Origin of the sequence: Streptomyces sp. ISL-94, assembly GCF_018614075.1 — a bacterium.
In the GTDB taxonomy this organism is placed as follows: Bacteria; Actinomycetota; Actinomycetes; order Streptomycetales; family Streptomycetaceae; genus Streptomyces.
The window spans coordinates 63,321-83,705 of the sequence record NZ_JAGGOZ010000080.1 but is presented as its reverse complement, the minus strand read 5'-3'; the positions used below and the strand labels follow the sequence as shown (position 1 = coordinate 83,705).

Genomic DNA, 20,385 nt, shown 5'->3' with positions numbered 1-20,385 from the left:
GTTACTTGCTCTCCTCGGTACGGGCGGCGGCGGGGGCGGTGGTGACGGCGGGCTCGGAGCCTCCGAGCAGCAGGTACAGGACGGCCATCCGGGTGGACACGCCGTTGGCGACCTGTTCGACGGCCGTGCAGCGGTCGGAGTCGGCGACCTGGGCGGTGATCTCCATGCCGCGGTTCATCGGGCCGGGGTGCATCACGATGGCGTGCTCGGGCATCTTCGCCATGCGGTCGCCGTCGAGCCCGTACCGGCGGGAGTACTCGCGCTCGGTCGGGAAGAAGGCGGCGTTCATGCGTTCGCGCTGCACACGCAACATCATCACCGCATCGGACTTCGGCAGCACCTCGTCGAGGTGGTACGAGACCTCGCAAGGCCAGCTCTCGACGCCGATCGGGACCAGGGTCGGCGGGGCCACGACGGTGACCTCGGCGCCGAGGGTGTGGAGCAGCTGGACGTTGGAGCGGGCGACGCGACTATGCAGGACGTCGCCGACGATGGTGATCCGGCGGCCGTTCAGGTCCTTGCCGAGGCCGGCGTCGCGGCCGACGAGGCGGCGGCGCATGGTGAAGGCGTCCAGCAGGGCCTGGGTGGGGTGCTCGTGGGTGCCGTCGCCGGCATTGACCACGGCGGAGTCGATCCAGCCGGAGGTCGCGAGCCGGTAGGGGGCGCCGGAGGCGTGGTGGCGGATGACGACCGCGTCGGCGCCCATGGCCTCCAGGGTCAGCGCGGTGTCCTTCAGGGATTCGCCCTTGGAAACGGAGGAGCCCTTGGCGGAGAAGTTGATGACGTCGGCGGAGAGCCGCTTGGCGGCCGCCTCGAAGGAGATCCGCGTGCGGGTCGAGTCCTCGAAGAAGAGGTTGACGACGGTGAGCCCGCGCAGCGTGGGCAGCTTCTTGATCGGCCGGTCCGCGACCCGGGCCATCTCCTCGGCGGTGTCGAGGATCAGGACGGCGTCGTCGCGCGTGAGATCGGCGGCCGAGATGAGGTGGCGCTTCATCTGGATGGCTCCGTAGGTCAGGAGGGCAGGCTGGCTGGCAGGGCTTCGAACGGGGCAGCCGGACAGGGCGCCGACAGGGGGCGGCCGCGTCGGGCGGGGCAGGCTTCGGCGCGGACCCCGCGGGGGCCCGGTGGTGCGTAGGGGCTACTGCCCGGCTGCCTGGGCGGTCCGCTGGCCGAGCAGCACGGCGTCACGGCCGTCCTCCTCCTGAAGCTGGACCTTCACGGTCTCCCGCAGCGATGTGGGGAGGTTCTTGCCGACGTAGTCGGCGCGGATCGGCAGTTCCCGGTGGCCGCGGTCGACGAGGACGGCGAGCTGCACGGCGCGGGGGCGGCCGAGGTCGCCGAGGGCGTCGAGGGCGGCGCGGATGGTGCGGCCGGAGAAGAGGACGTCGTCGACGAGGACGACGAGGCGGCCGTCGAGGTCGTCACCGGGGATCTCGGTGCGGCCGATCGCGCGGGCGGGCTTCATCCGCAGGTCGTCGCGGTACATGGTGATGTCGAGGGAGCCGACCGGGATCTTCGTACCGGTGATCTCTTCGAGCTTGGCGGCCAGCCGGCGGGCGAGGTACACACCGCGGGTGGGGATGCCGAGGAGCACCACGTCGTCGGCGCCCTTGGCGCGTTCGACGATCTCGTGGGCGATCCGGGTCAGGACCCGGGCGATGTCCTGCGCTTCGAGAACGGAGCGCGCGGCATCGGTGTTCTGCTGGGTGTCCATGAAAAGGACCTCCTTCTCCGCCTCACGGGACGGACCTTAAAGGACGTCTGATGTACGTCTCACACGGTACCAGGGGATGCCGGTGAGCCCGAACCCGCCTGGTGCGCGCGGACTCCCCACGGGGCTGTGGAGGCCGTTCCCGAGGGGGCGATGGTGACCATTCGGCTTGACGCATCCAAGTAACGCTGCGTAACCTCACAGTGAGTTACCAGCCGCGCGGCGGAGCCGCATGTCAGCCATGTAGTCACAGCGTCACAGCGTCCGGGAGCGTTATGTCCAGCGAATACGCCAAACAGCTCGGGGCCAAGCTCCGCGCCATCCGCACCCAGCAGGGCCTCTCCCTCCACGGTGTCGAGGAGAAGTCGCAGGGCCGTTGGAAGGCCGTGGTGGTCGGTTCCTACGAGCGCGGGGACCGCGCCGTGACCGTCCAGCGCCTCGCCGAGCTGGCGGACTTCTACGGGGTTCCGGTGCAGGAGCTGCTGCCGGGTACGACGCCCGGCGGGGCGGCCGAGCCGCCGCCGAAGCTGCGCCTCGACCTGGAGCGCCTGGCGGGCGTGCCCGCCGAGAAGGCCGGCCCGCTCCAGCGGTACGCGGCGACGATCCAGAGCCAGCGAGGCGACTACAACGGCAAGGTGCTGTCGATCCGCCAGGACGACCTGCGCACCCTGGCCGTCATCTATGACCAGTCCCCCTCGGTCCTGACCGAGCAGCTGATCAACTGGGGCGTGCTGGACGCGGATGCGCGTCGCGCCGTGGCCCACGAGGACATCTAGTCCCCGGTCCCAGGATCAGCAGAAACGTTACCGGCGGGTGCCGGGAGCCCAAGAGGCTTCCCGGCACCCGCCGTTTCGCGTTCCGACGCCGTGCGGCCGCCGGGCCGCGCGGCCGGACGCAAACGGAGGGCCCGCAGCGCATCTTGGGTTCTTCGTGCGCTGCGGGCCCTCCGTACGCGCCGAACGGCCGGGGGCTACTCGCCCCGGCGCAGGCTCGGCTTCAGGTCCTTGAACCGGGCCAGCAGCCCGTTCACGAACGAGGGGGACTCGTCCGTCGAGAACTCCTTGGCCAGCTGCACGGCCTCGTCGATGGCCACGGCGTCCGGGGTGTCGTCCACCCAGATCAGCTCGTAGGCACCGAGCCGCAGGATGTTGCGGTCCACGACCGGCATCCGGTCGAGTTCCCAGTCCACGGCGTAGGTGACGATCAGGTCGTCGATCCGGTTCACCTTGTCGGCATAACCCTCGACGAGATCCATCGTGAAGGCGCTGACCGGCGGCTGCCGGTCGTCCGACCGGGCGTGGCGGATCCAGTCCGCGAGGACCTCGCGCACGGGCACCCCGCGCTGGTCGGCCTCGAACAGGATCTGGAAAGCGCGCTTGCGCGCATTGCTCCGAGCAGCCACGGGTTAGTTGCTCTTCCGGCCGAGGTAGTCGCTGGTGCGGGTGTCGACCTTGACCGTCTCGCCGGTGGTGACGAAGAGCGGGACCTGGATCTCGTAACCCGTCTCCAGCGTGGCGGGCTTGGTGCCACCGGTGGAGCGGTCGCCCTGGACGCCCGGGTCGGTGTGCTCGATCTTCAGCTCGACGGCGGCCGGGAGCTCGACGTAGAGCACCTCGCCCTCGTGCTGGGCGACGGAGGCGGTGAAGCCCTCGATCAGGAAGTTCGCGGCGTCGCCGACTGCCTTCTTGTCGACCATCAGCTGCTCGAAGGTGGTCATGTCCATGAAGACGAAGTACTCGCCGTCCATGTACGAGAACTGCATGTCACGCCGGTCGATCGTGGCAGTCTCAACCTTCGTGCCGGCGTTGAAGGTCTTGTCGACGACCTTGCCGGACATGACGCTCTTCAGCTTGGTACGCACGAAGGCCGGGCCCTTGCCGGGCTTGACGTGCTGGAACTCGACGACGGACCAGAGCTGGCCCCCGTCGAGCTTCAGCACCATGCCGTTCTTGAGGTCGTTCGTGGAAGCCACGGTTGCGGAATCTCCTGCACTGGAAGACCACGGGTGCGCGCACAGTCCGGCGGAGCGGACTAGAGCGCGAGCAGCTCCTTGGTCGTAATGGTGAGTAGCTCGGGACCGCCGTCCGCCTCGGGGCGCACGACGAGCGTGTCATCGATCCGGACACCTCCCCGGCCCGGGAGGTGAACCCCCGGTTCGACGGTGACCGGCACGCAAGCGTCCAGTTTACCCATTGCCGTAGGTGCAAGCTGCGGGTCCTCGTCGATTTCGAGACCGACGCCGTGTCCGGTCGACGGAGCGAGGGCTTCCCCGTGGCCTGCGGAGTCCAGTACGGACCGCGCCGCGTGGTCCACGTCCCGGTAGGCGGCCCCGGGCAGCAGGGCTTCCCGCCCGGCCCGCTGGGCGTTGAAGACGAGGTCGTACAGCTCGATCTGCCAGCCTGCGGGGGTGGTGCCGATCACGAAGGTCCGGCCGATCTCGCACCGGTAGCCGCGGTAGTTGGCGCCGAGGCAGACGGAGAGGAAGTCGCCCTCCTCGACCCGCCGGTCGGAGGGCCGGTGCCGCGAGCGGCCGGAATGCGGGCCGGTTCCCACGGAGGTCGGGAAGGCGGGCCCGTCCGCCCCGTGGTCGACGAGGCGCCGCTCCAGCTCCAGCGCCAGGTGGCGTTCGGTGCGCCCGACGAGGATGGACTCCAGCAGCTCACCGAGGGCCTGGTCGGCGATCTCGGCGGCGATCCGGAGGCAGGCGATCTCCTCCTCGTCCTTGACGAGGCGCTGCTGCTCCACGGCGGTGCCGAGGTCCGCGAGGCGGAGCTTGGGTGCCACGGAGCGCAGGGCCCGGTGCCGGGCCACGGTGAGGTGGTGCTCCTCCACCGCGAGGGAGTCGGCCCGCAGCGCGGCGGCCATGTCCCCGGCCGCGACGGCCGGGTCCCCGCCGGGGCTCGCCAGCACGGAGACCCTGAGCCGGTCGTCGAGGCGCCCCTCCTCGGCTTCGCCGGTGGGTGCGCTGCCGCAGAACATGACGTCCTCGGAGGGCCCGACGAACAGGACGGCGCCGAGCGGGGAGGCCCCGGAGAGGTAGCGGACGTTCGCCGGACGCGTGATCAGCGCGGCGGCGTTCCCCGCGGCGGCACAGCGGTCGCGAAGCATGTCCCGGCGGGCGGCGTACACGTCTGACATGTCTTCGAGCGTACGAGTGCCTCGCGCATCCGTCCTGGTGAGCGCGTCCGGACGAGGCCGGCGCCGGGTCTCCGCCGCGCACCGTTTCGCCTCAATCGCCGACGGGGCTGGGGTGGTGTCCCCGGGCGGGGACGGAGTGGGGCTCGGGGCGGTGCCCCTCCGGAGTGTCTCCTCGGCTCGCGCACCAAGGCCGTCCCGGCTGTGCAGGGTGGTTACGCGCTCGTCCTGCGGGGACCCTCCTACGTGTCCCCACCCCAAACCCCACTCCGTCCCCGCCCGGGCGCGGGTGTACATCGACTCCCCCGTACGCCGGGCCGGGATATTTGCCCGCGGGGGGAGCGGGGGCGCGCAGGGACGTCCCCGCAGGACGAGCGCGCAACCACCCTGAACATGTCGAAGCCGGGCTTGGTGCGCGAGCCGAGGAGACGTCCCGGAGGGACCCCGCGGACCGGACCGGCGGCCAAGACCCCGCCCCGGGGACACCACCGCAGCCCCGCCGGCGTTTGAGGCGCGGGGTCCGGGGCGAAGCCCCAGCAGCGGCGGGGCCCCGCTAGGCCAGCGCCCGCGCCAGCGTTTCGTCGAGGGCCCGCGCCGTGCCCTCGACGTCCAGGTGCGAGTTGTCGATGATCGGCAGGCCGGAGCCGTACCAGCCCGCCATCCGCCCGTGGATCCGGGCGACCTCCTCGTCGGAGAGCCGCCGGTTGCCGGAGCGGGCCGCGTTGCGTTCCAGGACGATCTCAAGGCCGGGCAGGAGGACCACCGGCAACAGCGTGGGGCCCACGTGCCGTTTCCAGCCGCCCAGGCCGACCACCGGCCGGTCCGGGAAGACGGCGTCGTCGAGGATGCAGGAGATCCCGTTCGCCAGGTAGTTGCGGGCGGCGAAGCCGCAGGTGCGGCGGGCGAGGCGGTATTGCGCCTCGGAGTGCTCGTTCCAGCCCGCCTGCGGGTCGGCGAAGCCCGAGCACACCCACTCGCGGACGTCGTCCAGGCTGATGTGGGCGGTCGGCACCGGCCGGGTGCCGGCCCAGTGCCGGGCCACGGTGGTCTTCCCCGCACCGGCCGGGCCGATCAGCAGGACCGCGAGGGTGGCCGCCCCGGTGCCCGGCACCGCGGGCGGCAGCGGAATGTGGCCGGTGGCCTCCGGTACGGGCGTCACCGCGTGGGACGGCGGCCCGGCCTGGTGCCCGGGCGGCGGCGTCCCCGGCCAGCCCTGCGCCGGAGGTATCGGCGGTTGCGGAGGCGCCGCCGGACGGGGTCCCGACTGCCCCCAGCCCGCGCTCCCGCCTCCCACTCCTTGCTGCATCCGCTGCCACTCCGTCTCGTTCCGGCGACTGATGCGAGAACGTTATATGACCCCGGAGGCCCGGCGGTCCACCAGCACCGCCGGGCAGGGCGTCGGCCCAGGCGTCAGAGGGAGATCTCGTCCGCCAGCGCGCGCAGCGCCAGCCGGTACGAACCGATGCCGAAGCCCGCCACCGTCCCGGTCGCCACCGAGGCGATGACCGAGGTGTGCCGGAACTCCTCGCGGGCGTACGGGTTCGAGATGTGCACCTCGATGAGCGGCGCGGTGCGCTGCGCGGCCGCGTCCCGCATCCCGTACGAGTAGTGCGTGAAGGCCCCCGGGTTGATGACCACGGGGATCTTGCCGTCCGCCGCCTCGTGCAGCCAGCGGATCAGCTCGCCCTCGTCGTTGGTCTCGCGGACCTCGACGTCGAAGCCGAGCTCCTCGCCCAGCGCACGGCAGCTCTCCACCAGCCCGGCGTACGAGGTGGCCCCGTACACATCGGGCTCGCGCGACCCCAGCCGCCCCAGGTTAGGGCCGTTGAGGACGAGCACCTTGCGGCTCACGCGGACACCTCGCCGTACGCGGCGATCAGGTGCGCCGGGTCGGGGCCCTCCAGGACGGTGGGCTTGCCCAGCCCGTCCAGGACGATGAAGCGCAGCAGGTTGCCGCGCGACTTCTTGTCGACCTGCATGGTCTGGAGCAGCTTGGGCCACTGGTCGCCGCGGTAGGTCAGCGGCAGGCCGACGGCGGCGAGGATCTCCTTGTGGCGGTCTGCGGTGGCGTCGTCGAGGCGGCCCGCGAGGCGGCCGAGTTCGGCGGCGAAGACCATGCCGACGGACACGGCCGCTCCGTGCCGCCACTTGTAGCGCTCGTTCTTCTCGATGGCGTGCGCGAGGGTGTGGCCGTAGTTGAGGATCTCCCGCAGGCCCGATTCCTTGAGGTCGCTGGAGACCACGTCGGCCTTGACCTGAATGGAGCGGCAGATCAGCTCGGCCGTGTGCGGGCCCTCGGGCGTGCGCGCGGCCGCCGGGTCGGCCTCGATCAGGTCGAGGATCTCCGGGTCGGCGATGAATCCGGCCTTGATGATCTCGGCGAGGCCGCTGACGTAGTCGTTGACCGGCAGCGACTCCAGCGCGGCCAGGTCGCAGAGCACGCCGGCCGGCGGGTGGAAGGAGCCCACCAGGTTCTTGCCCTCGGCGGTGTTGATGCCGGTCTTGCCGCCGACGGCCGCGTCCACCATCGCCAGGACGGTGGTCGGTACGGCGATCCAGCGCACCCCGCGCAGCCAGGTGGCGGCGACGAAGCCCGCGAGGTCGGTCGTGGCTCCCCCGCCGACTCCGACGATGACGTCGGTGCGGGTGAAGCCGGACTGGCCGAGCGCCTTCCAGCAGTACGCGGCCACCTCGGCCGTCTTGGCCTCCTCGGCGTTCGGCACCTGGATGGCGACCGCCTCGAAGCCCTGCTCGGCCAGGTCGCCGCGCAGTGCCTCACCGGTCGAGGCCAGCGCCTCGGGGTGGATCACGGCGACCCGCTGGGCCTTTGTACCGATCAGGGAGCCGAGCTCGCCGAGCAGCTGCCGGCCGACGAGCACGTCGTACGCGTCATGGCCGGCGCTCGCGCCGACGTGGATCCGCGTCACCTGGTCTGTCATACGTCCTTCAACTCCAGAGCGTCGAGGACCGCCTGGGCGACCTCTTCGGGGGTGCGGTCGTCGGTGGCCACCACGACGCGCGCGACTTCGGTGTACAGGGGGCGCCGGGCGTCCATCAGCTCGCGCCACTGGCGGCGCGGGTTGACGGCGAGCAGCGGGCGCGCGGCGCCGAGGCCCACGCGCCGTACGGCTTCCTCGACGTCCATCGACAGATAGGCGACGGGGAGGCCGGTGAGCAGCGTGCGGGTGCCCTCGTCGAGGACGGCGCCGCCGCCGAGGGCGAGGACTCCGGTGTGCTCGGCGACGGCGGTGGCGACCGCCTGCCGCTCCAGCTCACGGAAGTACGGCTCGCCCTCGTCGATGAAGATGTCGGAGATCTCCCGGCCCTGGGCCGCGATGATGTCCGCGTCCGTGTCCCGGTAGGGGACGCCGAGCCGCTCGGCGAGCAGCGCCCCCACCGTGGACTTGCCGGACCCCATGGGGCCGACGAGGACGACCAGAGGTCCGCCCGTCACCGGATCTGCAGGTTGTCGAGGTACGACTGGACGTTGCGCCGGGTCTCGGGGACGGAGTCGCCGCCGAACTTCTCGACGACCGCGTCGGCCAGGACCAGGGCCACCATGGCCTCGGCGACGATGCCCGCGGCCGGGACGGCACAGACGTCGGAGCGCTGGTGGTGGGCCACCGTCGCCTCACCGGTCGCCACGTCCACGGTCGCCAGCGCGCGCGGCACGGTCGCGATGGGCTTCATCGCGGCCCGTACGCGCAGCAGTTCGCCGGTGGTCAGACCGCCCTCGGTGCCGCCGGAACGGCCGGAGGTCCGCTTGAGGCCCTCGGGGGTGGAGACGATCTCGTCGTGCGCCTTGGAGCCGGGCACGCGGGCGAGCTCGAAGCCGTCGCCGACCTCGACTCCCTTGATGGCCTGGATGCCCATGAGCGCGGCGGCCAAGCGGGCGTCGAGGCGCCGGTCCCAGTGGACGTGGGAGCCGAGGCCGACGGGCACGCCGTAGGCGAGCACCTCGACCACACCGCCCAGGGTGTCGCCGTCCTTGTGGGCCTGGTCGATCTCGGCGACCATCGCCTTGCTCGCGTCGGCGTCGAGGCAGCGCACCGGGTCCGCGTCGAGCTTGTCGACATCGGCGGGGGTGGGGTAGACGCCGTACGGCGCCTTGGCCGCGGCCAGTTCCACCACGTGAGAGACGATCTCGATGCCCGCGACCTCCTTGATGAAGGACCGGGCGATGGCGCCGAGGGCGACACGGGCGGCGGTCTCACGGGCGCTGGCGCGCTCCAGGATCGGCCGGGCCTCGTCGAAGCCGTACTTCTGCATCCCGGCGAGGTCGGCGTGGCCGGGGCGGGGACGGGTCAGCGGCGCGTTGCGGCCGGTGTCCTTCAGCAGCGAGGGGTCGACCGGGTCGGCCGACATGACGGTCTCCCACTTGGGCCACTCACTGTTGCCGACCATGACGGCCACGGGCGAACCCAGCGACAGCCCGTGCCGGACGCCGCCGAGGAAGGTGATCTCGTCCTGCTCGAACTTCATCCGGGCACCGCGGCCGTAGCCGAGCCGGCGCCGGGCCAGGTGGTCGGCCACCAGCTCGGTGGTGACCGGGACGCCGGCGGGAAGGCCCTCCAGCGTCGCTACCAGCGCCGGTCCGTGCGACTCCCCGGCGGTCAGCCAACGCAACCTGCTCAACGATGCTCCTCATGCTCGCGCCTGCTAAAGCCACGGCGCGATCTGGGGGCACCTCCCAGCGGTAGCTGGGGGAGTGCGCGGCCCGGACCCGCCGTACCTGATCCTCCCATGTCCGGACCGGTATACCGGGCCCCGGTCCAGCTATCGGACGCCTTGTCCGTCAGGTGCCCCTTCGGCCGCGCTCTCGGAGCCAGGTGACCGCCGTCCACACGGCGACGGAACCGATGATTCCGAAGACGGTCAGCTTGACCCAGTCGGGCAGGTTGGCGAACGCCAGTCGCAGCATGCCGCCGAGCACGAAGGGGAGGTCCCACTTCGACGCGAGCATCTGGTCGGTACCCGTCTGTTCCATGCCGCCCCCGTGATCGAATCCGCAGGCGGGAAGCCTAACGGGCGGCCAGTGCCCGCTCTCCGGCGGCCCTCATGGCGGACAGCGGGCCCGGGGTGCGGCCGGTCATCTGCTCGACCTGGAGCACGGCCTGGTGGACCAGCAGGTCCAGTCCGCCGACGACCTTGCCGCCCTGCCGGCCCCAGGCCGCGGCGAGGGCGGTCGGCCACGGGTCGTAGAGGACGTCGAAGAGGGTGCCCGCAGCGTCCGGCACGGAAGGGGCCAGGGCGTCCGTCGTACCGGCCGGGGTGGTCGCGATCACCAGCGGCGCGGCCAGCGCCGCGGCCGCCTCGGACCAGTCGGCCGTCCGGACGGCGACGCCGAGCCGCTCGCCCCACTGCCGCATCTCGTCGGCGCGGGCGCGCGAGCGGACGTACGCGGTGACCTCGCCGGTGCAGATCCGCGAGAGCGCGGCGAGCGCCGAGGAGGCGGTGGCGCCGGCGCCGAGGATGGCGGCGGACGCCACCTTCTCCACGCCGCGCTCGTGGAGCGCGGAGACGATGCCGGGGATGTCGGTGTTGTCGCCCAGGCGGCGGCCGTCCTCGGTGAGGACGACCGTGTTGACCGCCTCGACGGAGGCGGCCGTGTCGCTGATGCCGTCGAGCAGCGGGATGATCGCCCGCTTCAGCGGCATGGTCAGCGACAGCCCGGCCCACTCGGGGCCGAGGCCGCCGACGAACCCCGGAAGCGCGGCCTCGTCGATCTCGAAGCGGTCGTACGACCAGTCGTCGAGGCCGAGCTCACGGTAGGCGGCGCGGTGCAGCACCGGTGAGAGGGAGTGCTCGATGGGCGAACCCAGCACCGCGGCCCGTATCCGTGACATGTCCTGCTACCCGCCGTTCTTCTGCTTCTGCCGCTCGAGGAACTCCGCGACCAGCGTCTGGTGCTCTTCGTAGGTCTTGGTGAAGGTCGTCTTGTCGCCGTCGACCGACACGAAGAACATCCAGCCGCCGTGGTCGGGGTTGAGCGTAGCGCTCAGCGCGTCCGCGCCGGGGTTCCCGATCGGGCCGGGAGGCAGGCCCTTGACGTAGTGCGTGTTGTAGGGGTGGTCGAGCGCCCTCGCCTCCTTGATGGAGAAGTTGATGTCGCTCTTGCCCTTGATGTAGTTGTACGTCGAGTCGAATTCGATCTTCTGGTTCGTGACGTCGTTGGTCTTCTTCAGGCGGTTGTAGACGACCTCGGACATCTTCCGGAAGTCCTCGTGGTTCTTGCCCTCGGCGTTGACGAGGCTGGCGACCGTGACCACCTGGAGGGGGTTCTCCAGGCCCAGCTCCTTGGCCTTGGTCTCGATGCCGAGCTCCGTGTACTTGTCGGTCGCGTTCTTGACCATCTGCTTGAGCAGGGACTCGGGGGTGCTGTCCTTGCTGAGGTCGTAGCGCGCCGGGTACAGGAAGCCCTCGAGCGGGTCGATGAGCTTCGGGTTGTTCCCGGCCCAAGCGGGCAGTCCGAGGTTCTTGGCGTCGCGCTGGGCGATGTCCCGGGTGGTGCCCTCCGGCTTGCCCAGCTTCTTGTCGATCGCCTCGTACACCTTGGCGTTGCGCCAGCCTTCGCCGATGGTGATGACGTTCAGCTTGCTGGGGTCGATCATCAGTGCGACGGCGGCCGCGCCCGACATCTTCTTCTTCATCGGGTAGACACCCGGCTGGATGGACTTGCCCTTGGGATTGGCGTTCGCGGCATCGACGAAGGCCTGGGCACTGGCGACCACGCCGGCGTCCTTGAGGATCCGGCCCATCTGCCCCAGGCCCGCGCCCTTGGGGATCTCCACGTCGACCATCTCGTCGGTGCCCTCGCCCGCGAAGTCCTCCGCGGCGCCGAACCTCGCCTTGAGGTAGCTGTAGCCGTAGTAGCCGCCACCGCCGACCACGCCGATGATCACGACGGCGGCGAGGAGGCAGGCCGTGCCGCTGCGCTTCTTGGGCTTGCCGCCCTTCGAGCGGCCGGAGCGGCGGCCGCCACCGGGCTCGTCGCCGTCGCCGTCGTCGTCGCCGCGGCCACCGCCGCCGCCGCCGCCGGCGAAGAACGAGTCCTCGGACTCCTCGTCCACTTCCTCGACCGGTTCCGGCTCCAGGTGGCGCCGGCCCGGGGGCTGCGGAGGCGGGTAGGCGTCCTCAGTGGTGTACAGGTCCGGGGCATCGCCGGGGTACACGGGGATGGGCTGCGAGGCGTACGCGTCCGCGGCGACGTACGGGTCGGTCTGCACCGCTCCCATGTACTGGCCCTGGCCGGTGTCCCAGCCCTGGCTGTCGTACACCGGCTGTTGCGGGGCGTAGCCCTGGTGCTGCTGCTCGACGTACTGCGGGTGCTGGGGGTACTGCGGCTGCGGCTGCTGCGGCTGCTGCTGGTACTGCGGCTCCTGCGGGTACTGCTGCTCCTGCGGGTACTGCTGCTGATCGCCGCCGTAGGGCGCCTGGCCCTGCTGGGTCTGGTGCCCGGTCCACCCCTGGTCCCCGTACAGGGGGTCCTCGGGGTGCCACGGTTCGGAGCCTCGGCCCCGGCCATACTCAGTCATTGGTCCCCTAGAGCCGCGAGACGAAGGCCACGGATTCCGGCTTCCGTGGGCGACGGCTGTTCGAATGCCGTCTCATCGCGCGGAACGTTACCGTATCGCGATCAGACAACCACTTCGACGCACTCACCGGGCGGATTACCTGATACCCGTTCGGTCTCAAGAGCGTTCTGAAGGATGACCACTGCGGCTGCCTGGTCGATGACCGAGCGGCCCTTCTTCGCGTTCCTGCCGGAGGCCCGCAGTCCCTGGGCCGCGGTGACCGTGGTCATCCGCTCGTCCACCAGACGGACCGTCACGGGCTTGATGCCCTTCGCGAGTTCGTTCGCGAAGGCGCGCACCTTGACCGCGGCCGGCCCCTCCCGCCCGCTGAGCGAGCGGGGCAGGCCGACCACGACTTCGAGGGGCTCGTACTCCTCGACGAGCTGCCGCAGCCGCCGGTGGGCGAACGGAATGTCCCGTCCCGGAACGGTCTCCACCGGTGTGGCCAACACCCCGTCGGGGTCGCACGAGGCGACTCCGATCCGGGCGTCCCCCACGTCGATGGCGAGCCGGCGGCCGCGGCGCAGTGTCATCTGTCAGGCCGTCTCTACGACGAGGCGCTCGACCGCGGCGATGGCCTCGGGGATGGCGGCCGGGTTCTGGCCACCGCCCTGAGCCACGTCCGGCTTGCCGCCACCGCCGCCACCGAGGGTCTTGGCGGCCGTACGGACCAGGTCGCCGGCCTTGAGGCCGCGCTCGCGGGCCGCCTCGTTGGTGGCGATGACGGTCAGCGGGCGGTCGTTCGCCACGGTGAAGAGGGCCACGACGGCCGGGCGGTCGCCCTGGATGCGGCCGCGGACGTCGAGGACCAGCTTGCGCAGGTCGTCGGCGCCGGTGCCGTCCGGCACCGTACCCACGACGAGGGCGACGCCGTGGATGTCCTGGGCGTTGGAGGCGAGACCGGCGGCGGCCTGGAGGACCTTCTCCGCACGGAACTTCTCGATCTCCTTCTCGGCGTCCTTCAGCTTGCCGAGCATGGAGGCGATCTTGTCCGGCAGCTCCTCCGGACGGCCCTTGACCAGCTCCTGGAGCTGGGCGACGACCGTGTGCTCCTTGGCGAGGAAGTTGTAGGCGTCCACGCCGACGAGGGCCTCGACGCGGCGCACGCCGGAGCCGATGGAGGACTCGCCGAGCAGCTTCACCAGACCCAGCTGGGCGGTGTTGCCGACGTGGGTGCCGCCGCACAGCTCCTTGGAGAAGTCGCCGATGGTGACGACGCGCACGCGCTCGCCGTACTTCTCACCGAACTCGGCGATGGCGCCCTGCTTCTTCGCCTCGTCGATGCTCATGATCTCGGCGGTGACGTCCAGCTCGCGCGCGAGCACGTCGTTGATCTTCTGCTCGACGTCGGTGAGGACCGTGCCGGGGACGGCGTTCGGGGAACCGAAGTCGAAGCGGAAGCGGCCGGGGGAGTTCTCGGAACCGGCCTGGGCGGCCGTCGGTCCCAGCGCGTCGCGCAGCGCCTGGTGGGTCAGGTGCGTGGCCGAGTGGGCGCGGGCGATGGCCCGGCGGCGGTGCACGTCGATGGCGGCGTACGCGGAGGCGCCCACCGTCACCTCGCCGACCTGGACGGAGCCCTTGTGCACGGAGACACCGGGGACCGGCTGCTGCACGTCGCGGACGACGATGACGGCGCCGGAGTCGAGCTTGATGCGGCCCTGGTCGGCGAGCTGGCCGCCGCCCTCGGCGTAGAAGGGGGTGCGGTCGAGGACGACCTCCACCTCGTCGCCCTCGGAGGCGGCGGGCGAGGAGACGCCGTTGACCAGGAGGCCGACGATGGTGGACTCGCCCTGCGTGGTGGCGTAGCCGGTGAACTCGGTGGCGCCGGAGCCGTCGGCGATCTCGCGGTAGGCGGACATGTCCGCGTGACCGGTCTTCTTGGCCTTGGCATCGGCCTTGGCCTGGTCCCGCTGCTGCTTCATGAGGCGGCGGAAGCCGTCCTCGTCCACGGAGAGGCCCTGCTCGGCGGCCATCTCCAGGGTGAGGTCGATCGGGAAGCCCCAGGTGTCGTGGAGCAGGAACGCCTTGTCGCCGGCGAGGACCGTGCCACCGGTGGCCTTGGTCTCGGTGATGGCGGTGTCGAGGATGTTCGTGCCGCCGCGCAGGGCCTTGAGGAAGGCGGCCTCCTCGGCGAGGGCGACGGTCTCGATGCGGGCGCGGTCGGTGACGAGCTCCGGGTACTGCTGCCCCATCGTGTTGATCACGACGTCGACGAGTTCCTGGACGACCGGGCCGGTGGCCCCCATGAGGCGCATGTTGCGGATGGCGCGGCGCATGATGCGGCGCAGCACGTAGCCGCGGCCCTCGTTGCCGGGGGTGACGCCGTCGCCGATGAGCATGACGGAGGTGCGGATGTGGTCGGCGACCACGCGCATGGACACGTCGGTGCCCTGGGCCGCGCCGTACTGCACGCCGGTCAGCTCGGTGGCCTTGTCCATGACCACGCGCAGGGTGTCGGTCTCGTACATGTTCTGCACGCCCTGCAGGATCATGGCGAGGCGCTCGAGGCCGAGACCGGTGTCGATGTTCTTCGACGGAAGGTCGCCGAGGATCGGGAAGTCTTCCTTCCCGTCGCCGGCGCCCCGCTCGTACTGCATGAAGACCAGGTTCCAGATCTCCACGTACCGCTCGTCGTTGACGGCGGGGCCGCCCTCGACGCCGAATTCGGGGCCGCGGTCGTAGTTGATCTCCGAGCACGGGCCGCAGGGGCCGGGGACGCCCATGGACCAGAAGTTGTCCTTCTTGCCCAGGCGCTGGATGCGCTCGGCGGGGACGCCGATCTTCTCGCGCCAGATCTGCTCGGCCTCGTCGTCGTCGAGGTAGACGGTGATCCAGAGCTTCTCGGGCTCAAGACCGTAGCCGCCGTCCGCCACGGAGCTGGTAAGCAGCTCCCAGGCGTACTTGATGGCGCCTTCCTTGAAGTAGTCGCCGAAGGAGAAGTTGCCGCACATCTGGAAGAACGTGCCGTGGCGGGTGGTCTTGCCGACCTCTTCGATGTCCGGCGTGCGGACGCACTTCTGCACGCTGGTGGCGCGGGGGGCCGGCGGCTTGGTCTCGCCGAGGAAGTACGGCTTGAAGGGCACCATGCCCGCGTTGACCAGCAGCAGAGTCGGGTCGTCCGCGATGAGCGACGCCGAAGGGACAACGGCATGACCGCGCTCCTCGAAGAAGCTCAGCCAGCGGCGGCGGATTTCAGCCGACTCCATCAGTGGTCCTCATTCCGGTTGTACGAAAACTTCGGTCGGGGGGTGGTCTTGTCGTGCTGGTCGTGCTCGATGGCCCGCGGCCGCCGCGCCCCGGGAAGAGCGGTGACGTTGTCGGGCCGGTCGGGGTCCTGGTGGAGTCCCAGTGCATCGTTCAGCTCGTCCTCGCGCTGCGTCATTCCCGCTTTGACGTCGAGGGCGAAATCCTTGAGGCGGTGGCCCGCCTCCACGGCCTTGTCGGCGGCCTGGGCGGCGAGGCTCTCCGGCGTCAGCTTCTTCAGCTGCCGGTTGACCTTGGTGGTGGCCCACACGCCTGCGGCGGCGCCTGCGGTGAACCAGAAGGCTCGGCGGAACATCGGTGGTCTCAGCCCTTCTGCTTCCGGCGCCTGGCCGCCGGCACCGTACGGCCGACGATCACGCTGCGCCGGGTGGTCTTCGCGGGCGCCTCATCGGCCTTGCCCAGCGCCTTGCGGACGCCGTAGCCGAAGGCCGCGACCTTGACCAGCGGTCCCCCGAAGGTGGAGGCCACGGTGGAGGAGAGCGCGGAGGCGTTGGAGGTGACCTCTTGGACGTCGCTCGCGATGGCGTCGACCCGGTCGAGCTGGGTGCGCGCGGAGCGGACGGTGGTGGAGGCGTCGGCGAGCAGCGGGACGGCCTGGTCGGTCACATCCGCCACCAGCTTGGTGGTCGCCTTGAGCACCTGGGCCAGCCTCACCAGCACCACGGCGAGGAAGGAGACCAGAATGGCCCAGAAGACGGCCACGAGGATCCCGGCCACCTCTCCACCGGACACGTCACACCGCTCTCTGTCTGTACTTGGACTGCACTGAAGATTCGTCCTCCGACCCTATCGCGCCGGAGATCCCCGGCCGTACCCGAATTCGGGGACGGATCTGACCGCCTTGTACGCAGCACTTCCGGACCAGTACCCTCCGTGACCCGTGTGACAGAGACCGCCTCGATCCGCCGACCTCGGCAATCTTCCCTCGGAGCTGGGCGCGTTCGTCGGGCGGGGTGCCGAACCGGCCGGGCTGGCGGCTCCTGGAGTCCTCCCGGCTGGTCACGGTGACCGGCGTGGGCGGAGCGGGCAAATCCCGGCTGGTGCTCGCGGCGGCCCGGTCGGCCGCGGAGCGGGCGCAGGAACGCTACTGCGACGGGGTATGGCTGGCCGAGCTGGCGACCGTACGCGATCCGGCGCTGCTGGAGCCGGCGCTCGCGGAGGCGTTCGGGCGGACCGACCACACCACCCGGCCGCCGCGGACGGTGCTGGCGGAGCATCTGGCGGGGCGGCGGCTGCTCCTGGTCCTGGACCGCTTCGCGCTGCTGACGGGCGGCGCGCGCGGGGTGCTCCCCCGGCACCGGACGCTGCGTACGGCGATCGACTGGAGCCACGAGCTGTGCACGGCGGCGGAGCGGCTGCTGCGGGCGCGGCTGTCGGTGTTCGCCGGGCAGTTCGACCTCGACGCCGCCGAGTACGTGTGCGCGGGGCACGGCCTGCCGGTGGCGGAGGTGCTGGACCTGGTCGGGGAGCTCCTGGCGCAGTCCCTGCTCCTCAAGGAGGAGACGGCGGCCGGAGTGGGCTACCGGATGCTGGAGACCGTACGGATGTACGGGGCAGGGTGGCTGGAGTCGACGGGCGGCGCGGAGCGGCTGCGGCGGCGGACCAGCCGGATCCGGCGTAGCGGGGGCGCGCGCAGCCGGATTCCGCCGTTCGCTTTCGGGGCCGTGGAACGTGGAAACCCGCCGCCCCCCGAAGGGGACGGCGGGTTTCCACCAGCCTGTGAGGGCTACGCCTGCATCAGCGGGCGTAGTACTCGACGACGAGCTGCTCGTCGCAGATGACCGGGATTTCCTTGCGGTTCGGGTCGCGGTCCAGGCGGAAGGCCAGGGCCTTCAGGTTGACCTGCAGGTAGCGCGGGGTCTCGCCCTCGCCTGCGTAGCCACCCTCGCGGGCAACCTGGAACGGAACCTTCTCGCGGCTGCGCTCGCGCACGGTCACGACGTCGTCCGGACGGACACGGAACGACGGCTTGTCGACCTTGCCACCGTTGACCTCGATGTGGCCGTGAACGACCATCTGGCGGGCCTGGTAGATGGTGCGGGCGATGCCCGAACGCAGAACCAGGGCGTCGAGGCGACGCTCGAGCTCGACGACCAGCGCCTCGCCCGTCTTGCCCTCGGCCTTCTTGGCGCGGTCGTACGCGCGGGCCATCTGACGCTCAGAGATGTCGTACTGAGCGCGCAGACGCTGCTTCTCCAGCAGACGAACCTTGTAGTCCGAGTTCTGCTTGCGGCCACGGCCGTGCTCGCCCGGCGGGTAGGGGCGGGCCTCGAAGTACTTGACGGCCTTCGGGGTCAGCGCAATGCCGAGGGCACGCGACTTCTTGACCTTGGGTCGCTTCTGGTTCACGTGGAACCTACCTCCATGTAAGTTAGGTGAGGCTTACCTTAGCGAGGAGGACGTAATGTCTCGACCACATGGGATCCCCCTGCCCAGTGCGCGTCGAAGTTCAGATCCAAACGAAACAGGATCTGCTTTCGACGACGATAAGCAAGGTCAGCCGCGTCCCAGGGAAGGCGTTCGGCAGCTCACCGGAGCCGAACGCGTACGAACCCTCGTAGAGTCCAACGCCTCAGTATCCCTCACGCTGCCAGGTGCTTTCGACCAGATGCGGTCTCGTGACCAGGGAGAGTTCGGGACAGGGATGCCGGCCGCACGGACCGTCACCCCGGACGGGGACGTGATTCTCCTGGTGTCAGGGGAATCCGCAGCTGCCAGGGCAGCCGCTTACGCCCAGGACGACGACCTCACCGCCGTGATCGAGATCACGGATGTGGCGCCGGTGTCCGTGCCCCATCGTATCCGAGGCCGTGCGTGGCTGGCCGGGTGGCTGACGCCGGTCCGCGGGGCCGACCGCGCGGCCTGCGCCGCGCTGCTTGCGGAGCGCCGGCCGGTGGGTGAGCTGCCGCGGCCGGCCGACGCCCGGTGGAGGCTGCTGCGCCTGGAGGTCGGCGAGATCTCGGTGGACGACCTGTGGGGCGCGGAGCACGTGGACCCCGAGGACTTGGCCGCCGCCGAGCCGGACCCGATGGTCGCGCACGAGACGGAGCTGCTCCAGCACCTGCACGCCGCGCATGGCGACCGCATCGGCGAGCTGTGCGGCCTGCTGGGCCCCCGCGAGGCCGACGGGCTCACGGCCGTGCCGCTCGCGCTGGACCGGCTGGGCCTGCGCATCCGCTTCAGCGGCGACCCGGCCGGCTCCTTCGACGCCCGCTTCGACTTCCCGGAGCCGGTGGCGGACATCTGCGGCCTGCGCCGCGCGATGCACACCCTGTTCGCGGCGGCGGGCCGCTAGTGCTGTGACCGGCGGGAATCCGGCGCCCCGGCGGCGGACCGCAGGTCAGGCGCCCATGCCTCGGAGCCGCTCGCGGACCTTTTCCACCACGTCCGCGTAGCGGGCCTCGGCGCCGTACCGGGTCGGCTCGTAATACCGCTTCCCGTGCACCTCGTCCGGTGCGTACTGCTGAGCCGCGATCGCCCCCGGCACATCGTGCGGGTACACGTACCCCACGGCATGCCCCAGCTTCGCGGCGCCCTTGTAGTGCCCGTCCCGCAGGTGCGCCGGCACCGACCCCGCCAGCCCCGCCCGGACATCGGCCAGCGCCGCGCCGATCGCGGTCGTGGCGGTGTTCGACTTCGGGGCCAGCGCCAGCGCGATGGTGGCGTGCGAAAGCGTCAGCGCCGCCTCCGGGAAGCCGATCATCGCCACCGCCTGGGCCGCGGCCACCGCGAGCGGCAGAGCCGTGGGGTCCGCCAGCCCGATGTCCTCGCTCGCCGAGATCATCAGGCGCCGCGCGATGAACCGGGGGTCCTCCCCCGCCTCGATCATCCGGGCCAGGTAGTGCAGCGCCGCGTCCACGTCCGAGCCGCGGATCGACTTGATCAGCGCGCTCGCCACGTCGTAGTGCTGGTCGCCGTCCCGGTCGTACTTGACCGCCGCCCGGTCGACCGCCTCCTCCACCGTCTGGAGGGTGATCTCGGACTCCCCCTTGGCGATCGCCGAACCGGCACCGGCCTCCAGCGCCGTCAGCGCCCGCCGGGCGTCGCCGCCGGCGATCCGCAGCAGGTGCGCCTCCGCGTCCGCCGGCAGGGTCACCGTCTCGCCGAGGCCCCGCTCCTCCGTCAGCGCCCGGCGCATCAGCGCGCTCAGGTCTTCGTCGGTCAGCGGCTCCAGCGTCAGCAGCAGGGAACGCGACAGCAGCGGGGAGATGATCGAGAAGTACGGGTTCTCCGTGGTCGCCGCGATCAGCGTGACCCAGCGGTTCTCGACGGCCGGGAGCAGCGAGTCCTGCTGCGCCTTGCTGAAGCGGTGGATCTCGTCGAGGAAGAGGACGGTCTCCTTGCCGTAGCCGCCGGCCGCCCGCTTGGCGCCCTCGATGACCGCCCGTACCTCTTTGACGCCCGCCGTGATGGCCGACAGCTCCACGAACCGCTTCTGCGTGGCCTGGCTGACCACGTAGGCGAGGGTGGTCTTCCCGATGCCCGGCGGCCCCCAGAGGATCACCGACGAGGCGCCGGCCGGTCCTCCGGAACCCTCCTCCACCAGCCGCCGCAGCGGTGAGCCCGGCTTCAGCAGGTGCTGCTGGCCGACCACCTCGTCCAGGGTGCGCGGGCGCATCCGCACGGCGAGCGGGGAGCTCGCGGGATCCTTCTCCCGGCGGTCTTCGGCAGCGGCGGTGAACAGGTCTGGTTCCACACTGG

At 71.0% G+C, this 20,385-nt stretch carries 21 protein-coding genes and 1 pseudogene; 3 read left to right on the top strand and 19 right to left on the bottom strand.

The features are described 5' to 3' along the window. Position 1: 1 nt before the first annotated feature. Together J7E94_RS24325 and pyrR are read right to left on the bottom strand one after the other, a co-directional pair. Positions 2-994 carry an aspartate carbamoyltransferase catalytic subunit gene (locus J7E94_RS24325; protein WP_215018906.1) on the bottom strand — a complete coding sequence of 331 codons (993 nt, stop codon included), beginning with the start codon at positions 992-994 and terminating at the stop codon, positions 2-4. A gap of 144 nt (positions 995-1,138) precedes the next feature. Continuing rightward, entirely contained in the window at positions 1,139-1,714 is a 576-nt protein-coding gene (gene pyrR / locus J7E94_RS24320) for a bifunctional pyr operon transcriptional regulator/uracil phosphoribosyltransferase PyrR (protein ID WP_215018904.1), read from the bottom strand. Between the two features lie 272 nt (positions 1,715-1,986). Here pyrR and bldD point away from each other — a divergent pair, with 272 nt between their 5' ends. Further along, the gene (gene bldD / locus J7E94_RS24315; protein ID WP_215018902.1) at positions 1,987-2,487 is read left to right on the top strand and encodes a transcriptional regulator BldD; all 501 of its coding nucleotides are present in this window, start codon (positions 1,987-1,989) and stop codon (positions 2,485-2,487) included. Between the two features lie 194 nt (positions 2,488-2,681). Here bldD and nusB read toward each other — a convergent pair whose 3' ends face one another. The 15 genes from nusB to J7E94_RS24240 all read right to left on the bottom strand — a co-directional run bounded on the left by nusB (position 2,682) and on the right by J7E94_RS24240 (position 16,416). Beyond that, entirely contained in the window at positions 2,682-3,113 is a 432-nt protein-coding gene (nusB, locus tag J7E94_RS24310) for a transcription antitermination factor NusB (RefSeq protein ID WP_030294584.1), read from the bottom strand. Between the two features lie 3 nt (positions 3,114-3,116). Next, positions 3,117-3,683, bottom strand: a complete 567-nt coding sequence (gene efp / locus J7E94_RS24305) for an elongation factor P (protein WP_215018900.1) — start codon at positions 3,681-3,683, stop codon at positions 3,117-3,119. Between the two features lie 59 nt (positions 3,684-3,742). Further along, a complete protein-coding gene (locus J7E94_RS24300) occupies positions 3,743-4,849 on the bottom strand; it encodes an aminopeptidase P family protein (protein WP_215018898.1) in 1,107 nt (368 codons plus the stop codon). 550 nt (positions 4,850-5,399) lie between these two features. Beyond that, entirely contained in the window at positions 5,400-6,152 is a 753-nt protein-coding gene (locus tag J7E94_RS24295) for an AAA family ATPase (protein ID WP_215018896.1), read from the bottom strand. A 104-nt stretch (positions 6,153-6,256) separates the two neighbouring features. Then, on the bottom strand, positions 6,257-6,697 hold the full coding sequence (aroQ, locus tag J7E94_RS24290) for a type II 3-dehydroquinate dehydratase (RefSeq protein WP_215018894.1): 441 nt from the start codon (positions 6,695-6,697) through the stop codon (positions 6,257-6,259). After that, positions 6,694-7,785 (bottom strand): 3-dehydroquinate synthase, encoded by a 1,092-nt coding sequence (gene aroB, locus J7E94_RS24285; RefSeq protein ID WP_215018892.1) that lies wholly within the window; start codon positions 7,783-7,785, stop codon positions 6,694-6,696. The genes aroQ and aroB overlap by 4 nt, the downstream gene beginning before the upstream one ends. After that, positions 7,782-8,300 (bottom strand): shikimate kinase, encoded by a 519-nt coding sequence (locus J7E94_RS24280; protein WP_215018890.1) that lies wholly within the window; start codon positions 8,298-8,300, stop codon positions 7,782-7,784. Before J7E94_RS24280 ends, aroB begins: the two co-directional genes overlap by 4 nt. After that, a complete protein-coding gene (gene aroC, locus J7E94_RS24275) occupies positions 8,297-9,481 on the bottom strand; it encodes a chorismate synthase (RefSeq protein ID WP_215018888.1) in 1,185 nt (394 codons plus the stop codon). The genes J7E94_RS24280 and aroC overlap by 4 nt, the downstream gene beginning before the upstream one ends. A gap of 160 nt (positions 9,482-9,641) precedes the next feature. Then, positions 9,642-9,833, bottom strand: a complete 192-nt coding sequence (locus J7E94_RS24270; RefSeq protein WP_215018886.1) for a hypothetical protein — start codon at positions 9,831-9,833, stop codon at positions 9,642-9,644. Between the two features lie 34 nt (positions 9,834-9,867). Next, complete coding sequence (locus J7E94_RS24265; protein ID WP_215018884.1) at positions 9,868-10,692, bottom strand: shikimate dehydrogenase; 825 nt, start codon at positions 10,690-10,692, stop codon at positions 9,868-9,870. Between the two features lie 6 nt (positions 10,693-10,698). Beyond that, the gene (gene mltG, locus J7E94_RS24260; RefSeq protein ID WP_215018882.1) at positions 10,699-12,381 is read right to left on the bottom strand and encodes an endolytic transglycosylase MltG; all 1,683 of its coding nucleotides are present in this window, start codon (positions 12,379-12,381) and stop codon (positions 10,699-10,701) included. A gap of 101 nt (positions 12,382-12,482) precedes the next feature. After that, on the bottom strand, positions 12,483-12,953 hold the full coding sequence (gene ruvX / locus J7E94_RS24255; RefSeq protein WP_215018880.1) for a Holliday junction resolvase RuvX: 471 nt from the start codon (positions 12,951-12,953) through the stop codon (positions 12,483-12,485). Positions 12,954-12,956: 3 nt separating this feature from the next. Further along, complete coding sequence (gene alaS / locus J7E94_RS24250) at positions 12,957-15,626, bottom strand: alanine--tRNA ligase (RefSeq protein WP_215018878.1); 2,670 nt, start codon at positions 15,624-15,626, stop codon at positions 12,957-12,959. Continuing rightward, the gene (locus J7E94_RS24245; protein ID WP_215018876.1) at positions 15,626-15,979 is read right to left on the bottom strand and encodes a DUF6167 family protein; all 354 of its coding nucleotides are present in this window, start codon (positions 15,977-15,979) and stop codon (positions 15,626-15,628) included. The genes alaS and J7E94_RS24245 overlap by 1 nt, the downstream gene beginning before the upstream one ends. Before the next feature lie 8 nt (positions 15,980-15,987). Continuing rightward, on the bottom strand, positions 15,988-16,416 hold the full coding sequence (locus J7E94_RS24240) for a DUF948 domain-containing protein (RefSeq protein ID WP_215018874.1): 429 nt from the start codon (positions 16,414-16,416) through the stop codon (positions 15,988-15,990). Between the two features lie 199 nt (positions 16,417-16,615). On the opposite strand from J7E94_RS24240, the pseudogene J7E94_RS24235 reads away from it, so the two are divergent. Continuing rightward, positions 16,616-17,285, top strand: a pseudogene (locus J7E94_RS24235) (hypothetical protein); the annotation flags it as partial. A 136-nt stretch (positions 17,286-17,421) separates the two neighbouring features. On the opposite strand, the gene rpsD reads toward J7E94_RS24235, so the two are convergent. Further along, positions 17,422-18,033 carry a 30S ribosomal protein S4 gene (gene rpsD, locus J7E94_RS24230; RefSeq protein ID WP_150520470.1) on the bottom strand — a complete coding sequence of 204 codons (612 nt, stop codon included), beginning with the start codon at positions 18,031-18,033 and terminating at the stop codon, positions 17,422-17,424. Positions 18,034-18,088: 55 nt separating this feature from the next. Here rpsD and J7E94_RS24225 point away from each other — a divergent pair, with 55 nt between their 5' ends. Next, complete coding sequence (locus J7E94_RS24225; protein WP_374224493.1) at positions 18,089-18,979, top strand: DUF2470 domain-containing protein; 891 nt, start codon at positions 18,089-18,091, stop codon at positions 18,977-18,979. A 45-nt stretch (positions 18,980-19,024) separates the two neighbouring features. Here the strand turns inward: J7E94_RS24225 and J7E94_RS24220 are convergent, their stop codons facing one another. Then, a complete protein-coding gene (locus tag J7E94_RS24220) occupies positions 19,025-20,380 on the bottom strand; it encodes a replication-associated recombination protein A (protein ID WP_215018870.1) in 1,356 nt (451 codons plus the stop codon). Between the last annotated feature and the right edge of the window lie 5 nt (positions 20,381-20,385).

Coding starts and splice junctions, on each gene's coding strand:
- J7E94_RS24325 (WP_215018906.1), bottom strand. CDS start 994: ATGAAGCGCCACCTCATCTCGGCCGCCGATCTCACGCGCGACGACGCC.
- pyrR (WP_215018904.1), bottom strand. CDS start 1,714: ATGGACACCCAGCAGAACACCGATGCCGCGCGCTCCGTTCTCGAAGCG.
- bldD (WP_215018902.1), top strand. CDS start 1,987: ATGTCCAGCGAATACGCCAAACAGCTCGGGGCCAAGCTCCGCGCCATC.
- J7E94_RS24300 (WP_215018898.1), bottom strand. CDS start 4,849: ATGTCAGACGTGTACGCCGCCCGCCGGGACATGCTTCGCGACCGCTGT.
- J7E94_RS24295 (WP_215018896.1), bottom strand. CDS start 6,152: ATGCAGCAAGGAGTGGGAGGCGGGAGCGCGGGCTGGGGGCAGTCGGGA.
- aroB (WP_215018892.1), bottom strand. CDS start 7,785: ATGACAGACCAGGTGACGCGGATCCACGTCGGCGCGAGCGCCGGCCAT.
- J7E94_RS24270 (WP_215018886.1), bottom strand. CDS start 9,833: ATGGAACAGACGGGTACCGACCAGATGCTCGCGTCGAAGTGGGACCTC.
- J7E94_RS24265 (WP_215018884.1), bottom strand. CDS start 10,692: ATGTCACGGATACGGGCCGCGGTGCTGGGTTCGCCCATCGAGCACTCC.
- mltG (WP_215018882.1), bottom strand. CDS start 12,381: ATGACTGAGTATGGCCGGGGCCGAGGCTCCGAACCGTGGCACCCCGAG.
- ruvX (WP_215018880.1), bottom strand. CDS start 12,953: ATGACACTGCGCCGCGGCCGCCGGCTCGCCATCGACGTGGGGGACGCC.
- alaS (WP_215018878.1), bottom strand. CDS start 15,626: ATGGAGTCGGCTGAAATCCGCCGCCGCTGGCTGAGCTTCTTCGAGGAG.
- J7E94_RS24245 (WP_215018876.1), bottom strand. CDS start 15,979: ATGTTCCGCCGAGCCTTCTGGTTCACCGCAGGCGCCGCCGCAGGCGTG.
- J7E94_RS24225 (WP_374224493.1), top strand. CDS start 18,089: ATGTCTCGACCACATGGGATCCCCCTGCCCAGTGCGCGTCGAAGTTCA.